The organism is Chryseobacterium lacus, assembly GCF_003336205.1.
GTDB classification, from domain to species: domain Bacteria; phylum Bacteroidota; class Bacteroidia; order Flavobacteriales; family Weeksellaceae; genus Chryseobacterium_A; species Chryseobacterium_A lacus.
This window is the reverse complement of record NZ_QPIE01000001.1, coordinates 39625-55997: the sequence shown is the minus strand read 5'-3', so window position 1 is coordinate 55997 and position 16373 is coordinate 39625. Positions and strand designations below refer to the sequence as shown.

At 40.5% G+C, this 16373-nt stretch carries 16 protein-coding genes and 2 tRNA genes; 15 read left to right on the top strand and 3 right to left on the bottom strand.

The window, feature by feature from the left end; all coding sequences use genetic code 11:
* The first annotated feature begins 2 nt into the window (after nucleotides 1-2).
* From dapB to DQ356_RS00180, 14 genes are all read left to right on the top strand, one after another.
* Nucleotides 3-704 carry a 4-hydroxy-tetrahydrodipicolinate reductase gene (gene dapB / locus DQ356_RS00245; protein WP_114302472.1) on the top strand — a complete coding sequence of 234 codons (702 nt, stop codon included), beginning with the start codon at nucleotides 3-5 and terminating at the stop codon, nucleotides 702-704.
* A 48-nt stretch (nucleotides 705-752) separates the two neighbouring features.
* Nucleotides 753-2414, top strand: coding sequence for a signal peptidase I (gene lepB / locus DQ356_RS00240; protein ID WP_114302471.1), 1662 nt, complete (start codon nucleotides 753-755; stop codon nucleotides 2412-2414).
* 72 nt (nucleotides 2415-2486) lie between these two features.
* Entirely contained in the window at nucleotides 2487-3098 is a 612-nt protein-coding gene (locus DQ356_RS00235) for a WbqC family protein (RefSeq protein ID WP_114302470.1), read from the top strand.
* Between the two features lie 10 nt (nucleotides 3099-3108).
* Entirely contained in the window at nucleotides 3109-4806 is a 1698-nt protein-coding gene (locus tag DQ356_RS00230) for a S8 family serine peptidase (RefSeq protein WP_114302469.1), read from the top strand.
* Nucleotides 4807-4922: 116 nt separating this feature from the next.
* Entirely contained in the window at nucleotides 4923-5402 is a 480-nt protein-coding gene (locus DQ356_RS00225) for a lipocalin family protein (RefSeq protein WP_114302468.1), read from the top strand.
* 21 nt (nucleotides 5403-5423) lie between these two features.
* Nucleotides 5424-6110: an OmpA family protein gene (locus DQ356_RS00220; RefSeq protein WP_114302467.1), complete on the top strand. Its 687-nt coding sequence runs from the start codon at nucleotides 5424-5426 to the stop codon at nucleotides 6108-6110.
* Nucleotides 6111-6216: 106 nt separating this feature from the next.
* Nucleotides 6217-7107, top strand: coding sequence for a decaprenyl-phosphate phosphoribosyltransferase (locus DQ356_RS00215; protein ID WP_114302466.1), 891 nt, complete (start codon nucleotides 6217-6219; stop codon nucleotides 7105-7107).
* Nucleotides 7108-7109: 2 nt separating this feature from the next.
* Entirely contained in the window at nucleotides 7110-8465 is a 1356-nt protein-coding gene (locus DQ356_RS00210; RefSeq protein WP_114302465.1) for an FAD-binding oxidoreductase, read from the top strand.
* Nucleotides 8462-9187 (top strand): SDR family NAD(P)-dependent oxidoreductase, encoded by a 726-nt coding sequence (locus DQ356_RS00205; protein ID WP_114302464.1) that lies wholly within the window; start codon nucleotides 8462-8464, stop codon nucleotides 9185-9187. The genes DQ356_RS00210 and DQ356_RS00205 overlap by 4 nt, the downstream gene beginning before the upstream one ends.
* A 9-nt stretch (nucleotides 9188-9196) precedes the next feature.
* Nucleotides 9197-9784, top strand: coding sequence for an HAD family hydrolase (locus tag DQ356_RS00200; RefSeq protein WP_114302463.1), 588 nt, complete (start codon nucleotides 9197-9199; stop codon nucleotides 9782-9784).
* 25 nt (nucleotides 9785-9809) lie between these two features.
* On the top strand, nucleotides 9810-10970 hold the full coding sequence (locus tag DQ356_RS00195) for a cysteine desulfurase family protein (protein ID WP_114302792.1): 1161 nt from the start codon (nucleotides 9810-9812) through the stop codon (nucleotides 10968-10970).
* A 72-nt stretch (nucleotides 10971-11042) separates the two neighbouring features.
* Complete coding sequence (gene trxA / locus DQ356_RS00190; RefSeq protein WP_114302462.1) at nucleotides 11043-11360, top strand: thioredoxin; 318 nt, start codon at nucleotides 11043-11045, stop codon at nucleotides 11358-11360.
* Between the two features lie 126 nt (nucleotides 11361-11486).
* Nucleotides 11487-11560, top strand: a tRNA-Asp gene (locus DQ356_RS00185).
* 129 nt (nucleotides 11561-11689) lie between these two features.
* A tRNA-Asp gene (locus tag DQ356_RS00180) sits at nucleotides 11690-11763 on the top strand.
* A gap of 327 nt (nucleotides 11764-12090) precedes the next feature.
* Here DQ356_RS00180 and acnA read toward each other — a convergent pair.
* Both acnA and DQ356_RS00170 read right to left on the bottom strand, forming a co-directional pair.
* The gene (acnA, locus tag DQ356_RS00175) at nucleotides 12091-14859 is read right to left on the bottom strand and encodes an aconitate hydratase AcnA (protein ID WP_114302461.1); all 2769 of its coding nucleotides are present in this window, start codon (nucleotides 14857-14859) and stop codon (nucleotides 12091-12093) included.
* 74 nt (nucleotides 14860-14933) lie between these two features.
* Nucleotides 14934-15428 carry a VOC family protein gene (locus DQ356_RS00170; RefSeq protein ID WP_114302460.1) on the bottom strand — a complete coding sequence of 165 codons (495 nt, stop codon included), beginning with the start codon at nucleotides 15426-15428 and terminating at the stop codon, nucleotides 14934-14936.
* A gap of 177 nt (nucleotides 15429-15605) precedes the next feature.
* On the opposite strand from DQ356_RS00170, the gene DQ356_RS00165 reads away from it, so the two are divergent.
* Nucleotides 15606-16043 carry a universal stress protein gene (locus DQ356_RS00165; protein ID WP_114302459.1) on the top strand — a complete coding sequence of 146 codons (438 nt, stop codon included), beginning with the start codon at nucleotides 15606-15608 and terminating at the stop codon, nucleotides 16041-16043.
* A gap of 65 nt (nucleotides 16044-16108) precedes the next feature.
* On the opposite strand, the gene DQ356_RS00160 is transcribed toward DQ356_RS00165, so the two are convergent.
* Nucleotides 16109-16339 carry a DUF6341 family protein gene (locus DQ356_RS00160; protein ID WP_114302458.1) on the bottom strand — a complete coding sequence of 77 codons (231 nt, stop codon included), beginning with the start codon at nucleotides 16337-16339 and terminating at the stop codon, nucleotides 16109-16111.
* Nucleotides 16340-16373: the final 34 nt, after the last annotated feature.

Sequence of the window (16373 nt, the reverse complement as noted above, 5' to 3'; positions counted from 1 at the left end):
ATATGAGAATAGCACTGGTAGGATATGGAAAAATGGGTAAAATAATTGATGAAATGGCCACAAAAAGAGGGCATGAGATTATTGCCCGGCTAAACGAAACACCCACTGCAGAAACCCTGAACCGGCCGGATGTTGTCATCGAATTCAGTCATCCTGAGGCGGCATTTAACAATATTAAAAACTGTCTTCAAAACCGGATTCCTGTCGTGTCGGGAACTACAGGTTGGCTAGCGCAAAAGAATGAAATTGAGGAAATTGCGCTTCAGAATAATACTGCTTTTCTTTACGGTTCTAATTTTAGTTTGGGCGTAAATCTTTTCTTTGCGCTGAATGAAAAGTTAGCCGCAATTATGAATAATTTTAAGGAATATACGGTTCAGTTGGAAGAAATTCATCATGTTCACAAAAAAGACGCACCCAGCGGAACGGCCATTTCTTTGGCGGAAGGAATAATCCAGAACCATGCTCAATATGACGCCTGGAAACTGGAAGAAACGCAAAACCATGATCTGGGGATATTTGCTATCCGACAAGACGAGGTTCCGGGAACACACAGCGTTTTTTACAGAAGTGAGGTGGATGAAATTGAGATCCGGCATGCAGCGTTCAGTAGAGATGGATTTGCATTGGGGGCCGTGATGGCCGCTGAATGGATACAGGGAAAACAGGGCAATTTCAGCATGAAAGATGTGTTGCATCTGTAACAAAAACGAACTTGCACAAACTAATAATAAGCTCCTAAAAAGCAAACTATGAATTACTTTATCATTTATACTGGCTATGTCCTCATCCTTTCTGTGTTAATGGGAATTTCCACCTGGAAACTGTTCAAAAAAATGGGATATCATCCGCTTTTTGCTTTCATTCCTTTTTACAATTATTATATTATCCAGAAGGAAACCCATCATCCGAAATGGTGGGTTGCGATGGCCTATCTCCCGATTGTAGGACCGATAATGATGTCTGTTTTTCATTTGTTTCTGATGAAGAAATTCGGGAAAGACAGTTTTGTCCAAAAGTTGCTTACTGTTATCCTGCCTTTCTTATATATGGCGTTCGTCAATTATTCTAAAGATACCGAGCTTGAAGAGAATAACTTTCAGTTGACAGGTGAAGTGGATTCAAAGAAGAAAGAATCTTTCCTGGGTTCCATCACGTTCGCAGTTGTTTTTGCCACGATTATTCATGTATTTATAACACAACCTTTCGGAATTCCTACCGGATCCATGGAACGGACGCTGCTGGTAGGTGATTTTCTTTTTGTTAATAAATTAAATTATGGTTTCAGAATGCCGATGCGTCCTGTGGCGATTCCTTTTCTTCAGGGAACCATCATGGATACAGGTGAAAAAGGAAACCCGAAAGATGACCCGAAATCCTATGTAGAAGCTGTAAAACTTCCTTATCTGAGATTGCCGGGTTGGGAGAAACCGGTTCGGAATGATATCGTTGTTTTCAATTATCCGGATGATTCCGTACATGTCGCCATTGACAGAAAAGATCCTTACGTAAAACGTCTGGTGGCACAGCCGGGAGATGTGATGGAATTCAGAGCCGGAAAACTGTTTATTAACGGAAAACCGGAACAGAGAATGGGCGATGCCCAAGTGCAGCATGCTTATGAATTGGTGACCAGTTCGCAGCTCGATATTCCCGCTTTGTACAATATTTACGGCTTTCTTCCGGTATCAGAATATCAAACAAATGCAGGATTTACCTATATTTTTCAGGGCCTTACGGATGAAACTGCAAAAGATTTGGGTGAATTGCCACAAACGGTGAGCCTCATTGAAGTAATAGGCAAGAAAGGCGAGAAAGATATCAGCTACTATCCGGATATTCCAAGATCTATTGCCGCCCAACAAAGGGTGAACAGCACTAAAATTAATACATCGTCATCTATTTTTCCGATGAACAAACCCTGGAATACTGACTGGTATGGACCGCTGAGAATTCCTAAAAAAGGAGATGTGTTGCAGCTTACTCAGGAAAATCTCCCTGAATACAGGAAATTGATTGTTCAGTATGAAGGAAATACCCTCGAAAATAAAGATGGTAAAATTTCGATCAACGGACAGGCAACCTCGGAATACACCGTGAAATATGATTATTATATGATGGTGGGCGACAATCGGGATGCCTCTTTGGATGGCCGCTTTTTTGGCTACGTGCCGGAAACGCACATCGTAGGAAAACCGATGTTTACTTGGATGAGTGTAGAAGGACTGTTCGCCAACAGTGATTCAACTTATCAGGCTGACGGTTTGAAATTCCGTTGGGACCGGATGTTCAAGGCAACCAACACAGGAGATCCAGATAAACCTTCCTATTGGTGGCTGGCTGTCCTTGTTCTGGTGCTTTTCTTCGGCTGGGATTTCTTCACAGGATTATTCAGAAAGAAGAACGAAGAGTAATGATGTTTAACAGAATGTCAGAAATGGAATAGCGGTTTTTATCACTATTCGACTGTCTATCATTGTACTATTATGCAGGATGTCCTTTTGCCCTTATTTTATTTGCCGCCCGTTGCATGGTTTTCTGTTTTTTTAGAAGAAAATAATCGGGTACTTTTGGAACAGTATGAGAATTTTCCTAAACAAACCTATCGGAACCGGGCGAATATATACGGCGCGAACGGAAAACTTTCACTCATTATTCCAATACGCCACGAGGGAAAGCGCACATTGAAAGACCTGAAAATTTCTTATGCAGAAGATTGGCAAAAACCTCACTGGAAATCCATAAAAACGGCGTACCAAAGTTCTCCTTTTTTTGAATTCTATGAAGAGCAACTCTCCCGTATTTTTGAAAATAAACCAGCATTTTTACTGGATTTGAACCTGAAAGCATTAGAAATAATTCAGGAGATTTTAAAAACCAATCACCCTTACACACTAACTGACGGATATATTGATAAGCCTGAAATGTTGGATTTCCGGAATTCATTTTTGGCGAAAGATCAGACCGTCTTAGGCTTGAATGCTTATTATCAGGTGTTTTCAGATCGGCTTGGTTTTTTGGAAAATTTGTCCGTAGTCGATTTGATATGTAACAAAGGCCCGGAATCTGTTACTTATATCAAGAGTTTAAAAATTTAAATAAAAGAATATGAAAAAATTATTTATAGCCACGTATTTTCTTTTGGGCATTGGTGTTTTTGCTCAGGAAGCTTCTGTTCAGGATCCTTTAAAAGATAAAGATTTAATGACCTGGTACCATAAAGATTTTGCATCGTCAAAAGTATATGGTGTGAACACGGATAATGCTTATAAATATCTTGAATCTAAAGGCCTGAAACCAAAATCCGTTGTTGTAGCGGTATTGGACAGTGGAGTGGAAGTGGATCATCCCGGTTTGAAAAACAACATGTGGAAAAATCCCAATGAAGTTCCTAATAATGGAAAAGATGATGACGGAAACGGGTATATCGACGATGTTCACGGATGGAATTTCATGGGCAGCGCAAAGGGTGATATTGATGTAGATAATATGGAAGTCACCCGCGTTGTGAAAAAGTATAAATCAGTTTTTGAAGGGGAAAATTCTGCTGAAAACAAAGCCAATCAGGCGAAAATGCCGGAAGAATTTGCTATGTATATGCAGTCGAAAGAAATCTTCAACAAAAAAAGTATGGAGGCAAGACAGCAGTATCAGTCGATTCAGATGGTGAATCAGTTTATTCCGGTAATGGTAAAATTACTGAACGGCAAGCCATTTACTCAGGAAACTTTAGAGGCCATAAAACCTGCAACACAGCAGGAAGCCATTGCCTTGAATGTGATGGGAAATATGGTAAATGATCCTGAGGCTGTTGGGAAATCTCCCGAAGATTTTCAGAAATATATGGAAGAAGAAATGAAAACCTATCTGGATTATTACGGACAGCAGGCAACCCAGCAATACAATCTCGATTTTGATCCGAGAGCAGAATTAGTGGGGGATAATTATGACGACTATACCGAAAAACATTACGGAAATAACAATTATGAAGGCCCTGATGCCGGACATGGAACCCACGTCGCAGGGATTATTGCAGGACTGCCTCAGGGTGAAGAAGTTCAGTATGGTGTCGCTCATAAGGTGGCTAAAATTATGGCGGTGCGCACTGTACCCAACGGGGACGAAAGAGATAAGGATGTTGCCAATTCCATTCGGTACGCTGTGGACAATGGCGCTAAAATTTTGAACATGAGTTTCGGGAAACCGGTTTCTCCCGGGAAAAAAGTAGTTTGGGATGCTTTCCGTTATGCTGAGAAAAAAGGAGTCCTTTTGGTGAAAGCTGCAGGAAATGACAACGAAGATATTCAGAACAGTGTGCATTATCCTACCAATTTCAAGGATCCTGCAGATGATAAGCCATTCCTTAAAAATATGATCGTTGTTGGAGCAAGCACCAAAGATGCAGAAACATTGCGCGCAGGTTTCTCCAATTTCAATTCGAAAATGGTGGACGTTTTTGCGCCGGGGCAGCAAATTTATTCTACCGTTCCGGACGCAAAATACAAATATGAGCAGGGAACTTCCATGGCATCGCCGGTAGTAGCAGGCGCAGCAGCAGTTCTTCTCGCGTATATGCCTGAATTAAAACCTGAGCAGATCATCGAAGCGTTGGTAAAAACATCGAATAAATCCACAGTAGATGCAGCCTTGCCAGGAGATCTGAAAGCAACTTTTGATACGATTTCCAGAGCGGGTGGTGTGATTGATGTTCGAAAAGCCGCAGAATATGCTTATACCAACTTCTATACTTCTTCAAAAACGGCTACATCCAAAACCAAAAAGCAAGGAAGGAAAGCAATAAAGTAAACCTAAGGGAATTATAGATGGTTGCAAAATCATTCTGTAATTCCCATTTTTCATTTAAGTGGGATCTATTTGGCATAATTTTTTGATGTGAAACTTAACTATTTAAGAAATAAACAATGAAAAATCTCTTACTGACAGGAATTATCGGAGCATCACTTGCTGTTTCCTGTACTACTGCCAAAAATGCGCAAGCTAACAGAGCCGAGTTTTTAAAAATGAAAGGCGACTGGGAAATCACTTCGGTGGATTATGACCAGAGGTTTCGTATCAAACCTTTTGATGAAGGAGCGGATGTTAACTGTTTTATCGGAAGCCATTGGAGGCTCATTCCAAATAACTGGACCGGAGCTTATACCCTAAACAGTGGGGGAACATGTCCTACACTCACCCGTCCTATTAAATTTGAAGTAGTGGATGGAAATACCTTTCAGTTTAAGAAAATTGTAGACGGAACCAAAGCGAAACAAAATACCGTTGGGTATACTTTAACTTTGCTTAGCCGGGATACAGATCAGTTTTCCCTGCAACAGCAAATTCCCTTTGAAGGCGAAACTGTACGTGTTGTGTATCATTTTCAGAGAACAGCTACCAAATAAAAACATCCAAAAATTTATATAATGAAACTAAATAAAACATATATCGCGGCATCTTTTCTTTCAGCAGCTTTAGTATTAACCAGTTGTGAAGCCGTTCGTAATTCAAACAATCAGCAAAGAGGTACTGTGATCGGTACTGCAGCAGGAGCTGTTATCGGAGGAGTACTCGGAAATAATATCGGAAAAGGAGGCAATGCGCCTGCAGGAGCGGTACTTGGTGGTATCGTGGGTGGAGTTGCCGGAAATGTCATTGGCAGAAACATGGACAAGCAGGCCAAAGAAATAAAGGAAACACTTCCCGGAGCTGAGGTAGAAAGAGTGAATGAGGGAATCAAAATTACTTTGCCGGAAAGTATGGTGAACTTTGGTTTTGATTCATCCAATCTTACCGCTACAGCAAAAACCAATTTGGATAAACTGGCCACTGTGCTGAAAAACAACCCGGATACCAATATCAATATTTACGGACATACGGATAGTAAGGGATCCGAATCTTATAACCAAGGCCTTTCCGAAAGAAGAGCCGCAGCGGTTAAAAGTTATCTTGTAAGCAAAGGAGTTTCTTCCGGCAGAATGTTTACCATGGGAATGGGAGAATCAGATCCCAGATCTTCCAACGCAACTGAAGCTGGCAGAGCTCAAAACAGAAGAGTGGAATTTGCCATTACTGCTAATGAAGAAATGATTCAGGAGGCACAAGGTCAATAATAAACTTATAGATATTTTCAAAAAGGGGAATCGCTGCAAAGCGGTTCTTTTTTTATTCGCATCAGTTTCCTAAAATTCATTACTTTTGTATGATTTTCAGCAATACATGACGAAATTCCTTACGCTTCTCCGTGTTGAACAGTGGGTGAAAAATTTATTTGTTTTTCTGCCTCTATTTTTCTCAGGAAACTTTCTCAATACAGAACTTTTCTTAAAAAGTTGCGTTGCGTTTGTAGTCTTTTCGTTTGCTTCGAGTACGATTTATATTATTAATGATTATGCCGATGCTGAATCAGACAGGCAGCATCCGGACAAAAAAAACCGTCCCATTGCCAGTGGAGCCATCTCAAAGAAAACCGCATTGGGAATTGCAACATTGCTTATTGGTTTAATTATCAGTGTCTTACTATTTCTGACTGCCGGATTACAACAGAATATCGGAAAATTTGCCATCGTTATACTCGCTTATTTAGGGATGAATCTGGCGTACACCTTCCGCCTGAAACATGTTGCCATTATCGATGTGTGTCTTATCTCGATTGGTTTTGTACTGCGAGTGATGGCAGGAGGTTACAGTACAGAAATTCCGATTTCTCAATGGGCGATTCTTCTCACTTTTGTATTGGCTTTGGTTCTGGCGCTTGGAAAAAGGCGGGGCGAACTCATCAACGCGCAAATTTCAGGAAAAACCAGACGTTCTCTGGATGGTTATAACGTACAGTTTGCCGATATTGCTCTTTCGATTTCAGTAACATTGGCTATTATTTCGTACCTGATGTTTACCGTTCAGCCTGAAGTGCAAAACCGTTTTGGAAACAAGATTTTTTACACTTTTATATTTGTTGTTTTTGCCTTCTTACGCTATCTTCAGCAAACTTTGGTTCATAATCGAACAGAGTCTCCTACCAAAATAATTTATAAAGACCGGTATATTCAGGCAACGCTAATTCTTTGGGTAGTGAGCTACTTTTTATTGATTTATTATAAAACATTTTAAGGATGAAGCGGGATTTTGTGCAGAAAATTACCAATTGGGGAAACTTTCCCGTGGTAGAAAAGGAAATAAAGGCTGAGGAAAATATCCGGGAAATACAAGCCTATGTGCAAAACGCTCACGAAATTATTGCCAGAGGAAACGGAAGATGTTATGGCGATGCTGCATTGGGCGAGAAAATGTTTTCAACCAAAAGGCTCAACAAGTTTATCAGTTTTGACAGATTGAACGGAATTCTGGAGTGTGAATCCGGGGTGCTGCTGTCCGATATTCTGGAGGTTATCGTTCCGCAGGGGTATTTTTTATCTGTGACACCCGGTACGAAATTCATCACAGTGGGTGGTGCTGTCGCTTCCGATGTTCACGGGAAAAATCATCATTCTGAAGGTTGTTTTTCTGAACATGTTTTAGCGTTTAGCTTGCTTACCGAAAATGGAGAGATTCTACATTGTTCCCGGAATTCTCATGAAGATAAATTCTGGGCTACCATCGGTGGAATGGGATTGACCGGCATTATTCTTTCAGCCAAAATAAAACTGAAAAACATTGAAACGGCGTATATTCGTCAGGAAAGAATAAAGGCTGAAAATCTGGATGAAATCTTCCGGTTGTTTGATGAAAGTGAAAACTGGACCTATAACGTAGCCTGGATCGATTGTTTGCAGAAAGGAAAAAATATTGGTAAATCTATATTAATACGCGGCGAACACGCATTCCGGCATGAGTTGACACACAAGAAATCGATAGATCCATTGCATATTAAAAAGAAAAATCCTCCCTCTATACCTTTCTTTTTTCCTGAGTTTTTCTTAAATTCAATGACGGTGAAATTTTTTAATTGGTTTTATTATGTAAAACAAACCACAAAAAAAATCAATGAACTAGTAGATTACGAAGCCTTTTTTTACCCTTTGGATGTGGTAGAGAACTGGAATAAAATTTATGGTAAGAAAGGATTTATACAGTATCAAATGGTGATCCCAAAAGAAAACGGGAAAGAAGGCATGCGAAAGATTCTTGAAACCATTGCAGAAGATGGAAGCGGATCGTTTCTTGCCGTGCTGAAACTTTTTGGCAAAAATAATCCTAAGGCGTATAATTCATTCCCCATGGAAGGATATACCCTCGCTTTGGATTTCAGAATGACTTCAAAACTAAAGAATCTAGTTCAGAAACTGGATGAAATTGTGGAGCAGTACGGCGGAAGAATTTATCTTTCAAAAGATGTGATGAGCAAGCCGTCTCTTACCAATTATCTCCGGAATGTGAACAATCCTAAATTTGTATCACATCAGCATAAAAGAATTATTAACGCAGGTAAAGACGAAAGCTTTGTCTCAATTAAGAATGATAAAAGATGATAGTTCTGGGGAGTAATTCCGACATTGCACAGGCGTTTGTAGAAAAGATTCTGAAGGAAGGGGAACGGTTTGAAAAAATATATTTCCTCACTTCCCATCCGGAAACGACAGAAAAGTTTGCCAGGCATATTAATGTGAAGTTTTTTCAGGACGCTGAAATTATTGAGTGGGATCTCATGAAAGAACCGGATTTTAAAAAACTTTCCGGAATAGAAAGCAGCCTCGTTTTCTGCGCCGTCGGATATTTGGGAGAGGATACCGAAGAAGGCCTTTATGACGATCGGAATACCGATCGCATTATTGCTGTCAATTACGCCCGATTGGTTCCTGTAATTACTTATTTTGCGAATAAAATGGAACGGAAACGTTTCGGTACAATCATCGGTTTGTCTTCTGTTGCAGGTGAACGGGGACGGCAAAGCAATTTTATTTATGGATCTGCCAAAGCAGCTTTTACAGCATATTTGAGTGGCCTCCGCAATTATCTTTATGATAAAAAAGTTCATGTTATTACTGTAAAACCCGGTTTTATGGCGACCAAAATGACCGAAGGAATGCCCTTGAATCCTTTGTTAACAGCCAATCCTCCGCAGGTGGCAAATTATATTTACAATGCTTATATCAAGAAAAAAAATGTAGTGTATGTACTGCCGATTTGGCGATTCATCATGTTGATCATCAGAAATATACCTGAATTTGTTTTTAAGAAATTAAAACTGTAACTTCTATCTATGAAAAAACTGTATTGTTTTGATTTTGACGGCACACTCACGTATAAAGATACCATGTTTCTTTTTCTTAAATTTTACAACCGTCGGAAATTCTATTTCAGTTTTGTGAAACATGTTCCACTTTTTATACTTTTGAAAATTAATCTTTTGGAGGCAGAAAAAGTCAAGCGAAGTTTTATTTCGTCCGTTTTGAAAGGTGAGACCAAAAACCGAATTCAGCAGCAGGCACATCTTTTTTTTCAAAAATATTATCCGGAATTGATCCGCCGGAATGCATTGGATTTCATTTCGGGAATGGATAGGGAAAAAGTAGAAAGCCTTATCGTTACTGCATCGCTGGATCTTTGGGTTCAGCCTTTTGCAGATCATTTCGGCATGAAGCTTTTGGCTACTAATGCGGAATTTAAAGACGATATTTTCACCGGAAATTTTGTTGGTATTAACTGTAACGGAGATGAAAAAGTGAACCGCATTTTGGAAGAAATTAAAGACAAACAATTTGATAAAACTATTGCCTTTGGAGATACTAAGGCAGATCAAGCTATGCTGAATTGGGCAGATGAAAGCCATTTCCGGTTTTTTCATTAATTTTGAATCCTTAAAAATGCACACAATGGACAAGATTTATCTGGATAATGCGGCCACAACACCTTTGGATGAAGCTGTAATCAGTGAAATGATCGCTGCCATGAGAAGTTTCGGAAATCCTTCTTCCACACACAGTTTTGGGCAAGATGCCAAAATCCTGATCGAAAATGTGCGAAGAAACATTGCGGGTTATCTGAACGTAAGTCCTTCAGAAATTGTTTTCACTTCCTGTGGTACGGAAAGCAATAATATGATTATCAAATCCTGTGTTTATCATTTGGGTGTCGAACGGATTATTACTTCGCCATTGGAACATAAATGCGTTGCAGAAACCATTATGGAAATGAAATCCCGGAATGGGGTGGAAGTCATTTTTCTGCGTCCGGATAAAAATGGTGATCTTAATCTGAATGAATTGGAAACCGCACTGAAAGCTTCAGGTAAAAAAACATTGGTCTCACTGATGCACGCCAATAATGAAATAGGGAATATCCTCGACATTAAGAAAGCAGCTTTAATCTGTAAAGAAAATGGTGCGCTTTACCATTCGGATACCGTTCAGAGTATGGCTCATTATCCTTTGGATTTTTCCGAAATTCCTGTAGATTTTGCTTCCTGCAGTGCACATAAATTCCACGGGCCGAAAGGAAGTGGTTTTGCATTTATCCGCAAATCTTCCGGATTAAAATCACTCATTACCGGTGGCCCGCAGGAAAGAAGCTTGCGTGCCGGAACTGAAAATGTGGCCGGAATCGTAGGATTAGGAAAAGCAATGGACATCTGTATACATAATATGGAGCGATATTCTTCTCATATTCAGCAAGTAAAAGAATACGCTGTCAACAAAATTTCAGCCGCCGTTCCCGGTATAAAATTCAACGGAAGAAGTGCCGAAAAAGAAAGCCTTTACACGGTACTGAGTCTTTTGCTGCCGTTTAATGATCCGTTAATCGGATTAAAACTGGATATGAAAGGCATTGCAGTTTCTCAGGGCAGTGCATGTTCATCAGGTGCTTCCAAGCCTTCGATGGTGATGATGATGATTCTGGATGATGAGGAAATGAAAAAGACGACACCACTTCGCATTTCTTTCAGCCATCTTACGACGATTCAGGAAATAGACAGCCTTACTGCCGCACTTAAGGAAATTGCTGAAAATCAGGCTATAGAAAAAATAAATGTTTAGTATAGACCACCCGCTTCATTTTCTAATAAGATTATTGTAAATTTGTACTTATAATTTATTAAAATAAAAAAAATGGCATTAGAAATTACAGACAGCTCATTTCAGGAAGTAGTTTTACGATCAGATAAACCCGTTTTAGTGGACTTTTGGGCAGTATGGTGTGGACCCTGCAGAATGTTAGGCCCGATCATAGAAGAAGTAGCCACAGATTTTGAGGGAAAAGCAATCGTAGGAAAAGTGGATGTGGACAATAATCAACAGGTTTCCGTAGACTATGGAATTCGGAATATCCCAACCGTTTTGATTTTTAAAAATGGCGAAGTAGTAGATAAAATCGTAGGTGTTGCTTCCAAAGAAGTGATTTCACAGAAACTATCTGCACATTTATAAATAATAATACAATTGAAAATGAATGTTTTCCATCTTGGGAAACATTTTTTATTCAAATAGGTTTGCAAAATCTCATAAAAAGTGTATTTTTGCACTCACTAAAAAGATAGACGCTCTTTTATTTTTGATCCGGTAGTTCAGCTGGTTAGAATGCCGCCCTGTCACGGCGGAGGTCGCGGGTTCGAATCCCGTCCGGATCGCTGAAGATTTACATTTTTATCTTAAAAAAAAAATGATTGATGGTTAGGTAAAAGAGCCCTGTCATCTCGTCATAAGTAACGAGGCGGGTTCGAAAAGCCGAAGAAAAAGTTGTCAATACTTTAAAAATTGATCCGGTAGTTCAGCTGGTTAGAATGCCGCCCTGTCACGGCGGAGGTCGCGGGTTCGAATCCCGTCCGGATCGCACAAAATCTCTCATTTGGGAGATTTTTTGCGTTATGGGCTATTTTGTTTACATCCTTTACTCCGGAGGAACTGGACGTTTATTACAAAGGGTTTTCGACCGATGTGATCAAAAGGTTTGAATACCACTTGTTCGCAGGGTAAAATTATCTCCAAACAAAGACCGGAAAATAGTCTACACTCAAGAATTTCAAATAAAACCGAAGCTTTATGGGAAGAAAAAAGACTAAAGCAATCTTGACGAGACAGTTCGGCAGAATTGCATAAAAAAGCCTGTCCAATGTAATATCGACAGGCTTTACTTTATATCGTAAACTATTTTTCTGAATTAACCTCTCTTCAAATAATCCCGCAATACATATTGTAGAATTCCTTCGTTTTTGTAATATTCAATTTCAACAGCAGAGTCGAAACGGGCTTTCACCTGAAATTCTGTAATTTTGCCTGAAGGATGGCTTGCTTTTACATTCAGAATTTTGTGAGGATTCAGTTCATTCGCAAGACCGGTGATTGAAAATATTTCGGTTCCGTCCAATTTCAGTGAAGCAGCGTTTTGCCCGTTGATGTAAACCAAGGGTGCAACACCCATCCCAACCAGATTGCTTCTATGTATTCGTTCGAAACTTTCAGCGATTACCGCTTTTACACCCAATAGAAATGTTCCTTTTGCCGCCCAATCACGGGAAGATCCGGAGCCGTATTCTTTCCCTGCAAGCACAATGAGTGGTGTTTGATCCGCTTTATAGGCCATTGCGGTTTCATACACAGATTTCACTTCACCCGTAGGGAAATAGGTACTGAAACCCCCTTCTCTGTCTGTAATTTTATTTTTAATGCGGACATTGGCAAAAGTTCCTCGCATCATCACCTCATGATTTCCCCGCCTAGAGCCGTATGAATTGAAATCCGCCTGTGCTACTCCGTTTTGCATCAAATAAGTACCCGCTGCTGTATTGTCTTTGAATGAGCCGGCAGGCGAAATGTGATCTGTAGTTACGGAGTCTCCCAGATAGAGCAAAACGCGGGCGTTATCTATATCCTGCAAAGGTTTCAGATCTGCTTTTAATCCTTCAAAGAAAGGAGATTCTTTAATATAAGTGGAGTTTGGATTCCATTGATAATTTTCACTGGGTTTTACATCCAGATTTTGCCAATCTTCCGATCCATCGAAAATAACATCATACACAGCTTTAAAGTCCTCGGTTTTCATGCTGTCGTGTATTGTTTTGGTAATTTCTTCGCGGCTGGGCCAGATGTCTCTCAAATAAACAGGATTTCCATTAGGGTCATAATCTAAAGGTTCCTCTAGTAGATTGATGTCAACCCTTCCTACGAGTGCATAAGCGACGACTAGCATAGGAGACATCAGAAAATTCATTTTTACTTGCGGATGTACGCGGGCTTCGAAGTTTCTGTTTCCTGAAAGCACGGACGCAACCACCAGCTCTCCTTTATCCACTGCTTCAGCAATATGTGGAGGAAGTGGCCCGGAATTCCCGATACAGGAAGTACAGCCGTAACCTACAGTGTGAAAGCGCAAAGCTTCCAGATCAGTACTTAAACCAGAGCGTTCCAAATACTGCGTAACGACTTTAGAACCGGGTGCTAAAGAAGTTTTAACCCAGGATTTGGTTCGAAGTCCTTTCATCACAGCATTTCTTGCTAAAAGTCCTGCTCCGATCATTACCGCAGGATTAGAAGTATTGGTACAGCTGGTAATGGCAGCGATAACAATACTGCCATCGCTCACGATGAATTCCTTGTTTTGGTGCTTGATTCTGACGGATTGGATAGATTCTTTTTCCACCTCATAATTATTGGTTTGGTTTACCGGCACTTTCCCAAAGGTAAATTCCGTTCCGGATCCGCCGTCAGCAAGCCATGCAGACTCTCGTCGGTCGTGCACGGAATGATAAAATCTGGAATATTCTTTTTCCAGCAGGCGTTCAAATTCGTGCGACAGATCTTTAACCAAAATTTTGTCCTGAGGCCTTTTGGGCCCGGAAACCGTCGGTTCCAGTGTGGACAAGTCAAATTCCACTACAGAAGAATAAACGATATTTTCTGTTCCGGTACGCCACAGGCTGTTTTCTTTGCAATACGTTTCCACAATTTGTATTTCCTCGTCAGTACGGTTGGTTTCCCGCATGTACTGCAGGGTTTGATCATCAATAGGAAAATACGTGACAGTGCACCCAAATTCAGGCGACATATTGGCAATGGTCGCACGGTCGGTTACCGTAAGATGATCCAGCCCTTCTCCGAAAACTTCAACAAATTTTCCCACTACACCTTTATCTCTCAATACTTTCGTAATAGAGAGAACCATATCTGTGGCAGTGCATTGTTCGGGAATTCTGCCGGTAAGTTTGAGTCCAATCACTTCCGGGCAGGTAAAGAAAATAGGTTGTCCCAGCATCGCAGCTTCGGCTTCAATTCCGCCAACTCCCCATCCGATGACACCGATCCCGTTGACCATTGGAGTGTGTGAATCGGTTCCGACTAAAGTATCTGGAAACAACCATCCGTCTCTGCTGATGATCCCTTTGGCTAAATATTCCAGATTAACCTGATGGCAAATTCCTAATCCCGGAGGCACGACGGTAAAGTTGCGAAGTCCGTCCTGAGCCCATTTTAATAATTCATAGCGTTCCTTGTTTCTCTCATATTCTATTTCCACATTTTTGTCATAAGAATAATCTGTTCCGAAATAATCTACCTGAACAGAATGGTCAATCACCAAATCGACTGGTATTTCGGGATTGATCAGCTGTCCGTTTTTGCCGTGTCTCACAAATTCAGCACGCAGCGAAGCCATATCTACCACTGCAGGGACGCCTGTGAAATCCTGCATCAGAATCCGGGCAGGCATGAAGGGAATATCTTTGTCCGCAGGAGTGGGTGTCCAGTTGGCCAAAAGTTGAATATGATCATCCGTAATGCTGAATCCGTCGAAATTTCTCAGTACATTTTCCAATAAAATTCGGATGCTGAACGGAAGTTGACCGGTATTTGGTAAATCGTTGAGCGAACTGTATTGGTATGTTTTTCCAAGAATGGAAATGCCTTTTTGGAACTGTGGTTTCTTGTTTTTCATAACCGTGGGTTTTTATTAATTTGAATTCTTAAATAAAGAAATTACAAAGAGAATTTCTACTGCTAAAAAGACGATTAATCTTTGTCCAATTCTGCGAGTAATCCTGCCAAATCCAACGGATTGGTGTACATTTCAAGTGATCCGTCACTTTTTTGCGGCCAGAGATTTTTAGGCCTGTCCCAATAAAGTTCAACGCCATTGCCGTCCGGATCATCCAAATATAATGCCTCGGAAACGCCATGATCGCTGGCTCCCGTCAGAGGATAGCCCACTTTTCTGATTCGTTCAAATATCACTGCCAAATCCTTCCTCGTAGGGTACACAATGGCGGTATGATACAACCCGACACCTTCGCGTAATGCGGGAGGTGCTCCTTTGCTGTGCCAAGTATTAAGACCGATGTGGTGATGGTATCCGCCTGCTGAAACAAATGCAGCCTGATTGCCATACATCGTGGTTAGTTCAAAACCGAGCAAACCACAGTAGAAATCCAGTGCGCGTTGCAGATCTGCGACTTTCAGGTGAATATGCCCGATATGAGTCTTGGCCGGAATAGTATATTTTTCCATGATGTGTTTTTTGATGTTGAAATTATGATGCCGTATTGGCGGCTTTCTACACAAAGCTAATCATTTTCTCCTGACCGATTTCTTTTTGCTTAAACATAAATTTTCATTTTTTATTGATTTCAAAATGGAATATATTCAAAAATAATCCTTATCTTTAGGGAACAAATCGTCGAAAACATGAAAAACATTGTATTACCGGTAGATTTCGCAGAGTCTAATGACAAACTTATAGATGGAGCGATACAGTTCGCCAAAGAAGTAAATGCCAGAATTTGCCTGATTCACGTTGCCCCGTTGGATATTGGATTTGCCATTGGCGACATGGGTTTTCAGTACTTTCCGGAAGTGGAGCAGAACGAAATAAAAGGTGAATTGGCACAATTGCATCAACTGGAGCAGCTAATAATTTCTCAGGGCGTTCCCTGCGAACATCTTCTGCGACAGGGTTCCGCAAAAGAACTCATTCTGGAATATGCGGAGGAAAAAGAAGCAGCTTTTATCGTCATGGGTTCGCACGGCCGCAGCGGAATGTACGACGTTTTTGTCGGCAGCTTAACGAAAGATCTGACAAAAAATTCACCGATTCCTGTTCTGGTGATTCCCTGTCATAAATAACATCAACTCAATATAAAAAAGCCCGTTTTCCAATGAAAAACGGGCTTTTGTGTATAACCAATTATTTAACCTTTCTTGTGGATTTTAGGATCATAATAAGGACGGATCTCTTTGGAAGGAGATACATACTCTCTGTCTTTGTTATTTCCTAGTTTCACCACCAATTCATAGCACCAATAGATGAATATTGCAGAGGATACAAGAAATAAAATCCAGTTCATTACGTTCGCAGTAAGGTCGAAAAACCCATAAGACCACTTGAAAACATCACTTAAGAAGAGCCAGAAAGACGTCATTATTTTCCTTTTTTAAATTAACTTTGTACAAATT